Source organism: Sneathiella chinensis (assembly GCF_012720115.1).
Classification (GTDB): domain Bacteria; phylum Pseudomonadota; class Alphaproteobacteria; order Sneathiellales; family Sneathiellaceae; genus Sneathiella; species Sneathiella chinensis.
Genome location: NZ_VNWN01000009.1, coordinates 1 through 473, shown reverse-complemented (window position 1 = coordinate 473; position 473 = coordinate 1). Strand labels below are relative to the sequence as shown.

Below are 473 nucleotides of genomic sequence, written 5' to 3'. Positions count from 1 at the left end.
ATACGGACGGTTCCGAGACCTTTGAGATTACCGTTACGCTGCACGGGACGGCGGTTACGGCGGGTGTTGGCCTGACGCTTGGCACCGGGGCACCGAATGGGGCAACCCTGACGGAAACCTCTCCGGGTTCCGGGGTTTGGAAGCTTGGGGGTGTCAGCGCGGCGGACCTTGAAGATGCCATTGAGGCGATTGAGGCTGTTGTTCCGGCGGGCTATGAAGGCACAATCAACGGCTCCATTTCCAGCCTCAGCGAGGAAACCGAGCCGAATGCCGATGAGGAAGACACTCTTGCCGACAACAGCAAGGAAGACAGCGCCGATTTCAGCCTGACCATTGAAGGCGGCGAGGTTGTACCGACTGCGGCCTTCGGTGACGGCGAGTTTGCCGGTATCATCAAGGAAGACAGTGACGACAATGTTATCAACTTCAGCGCGGCATCTGGTGACAGCACCGATGAACTGACCCGCGTCGTG

1 protein-coding gene is annotated in these 473 nt (G+C 59.2%); it reads left to right on the top strand.

Annotated features, from left to right (window positions below; all coding sequences use genetic code 11):
- Nucleotides 1–473: hypothetical protein (locus FQB27_RS15995; protein WP_169562085.1), on the top strand; the 473-nt coding region annotated here is incomplete at both ends.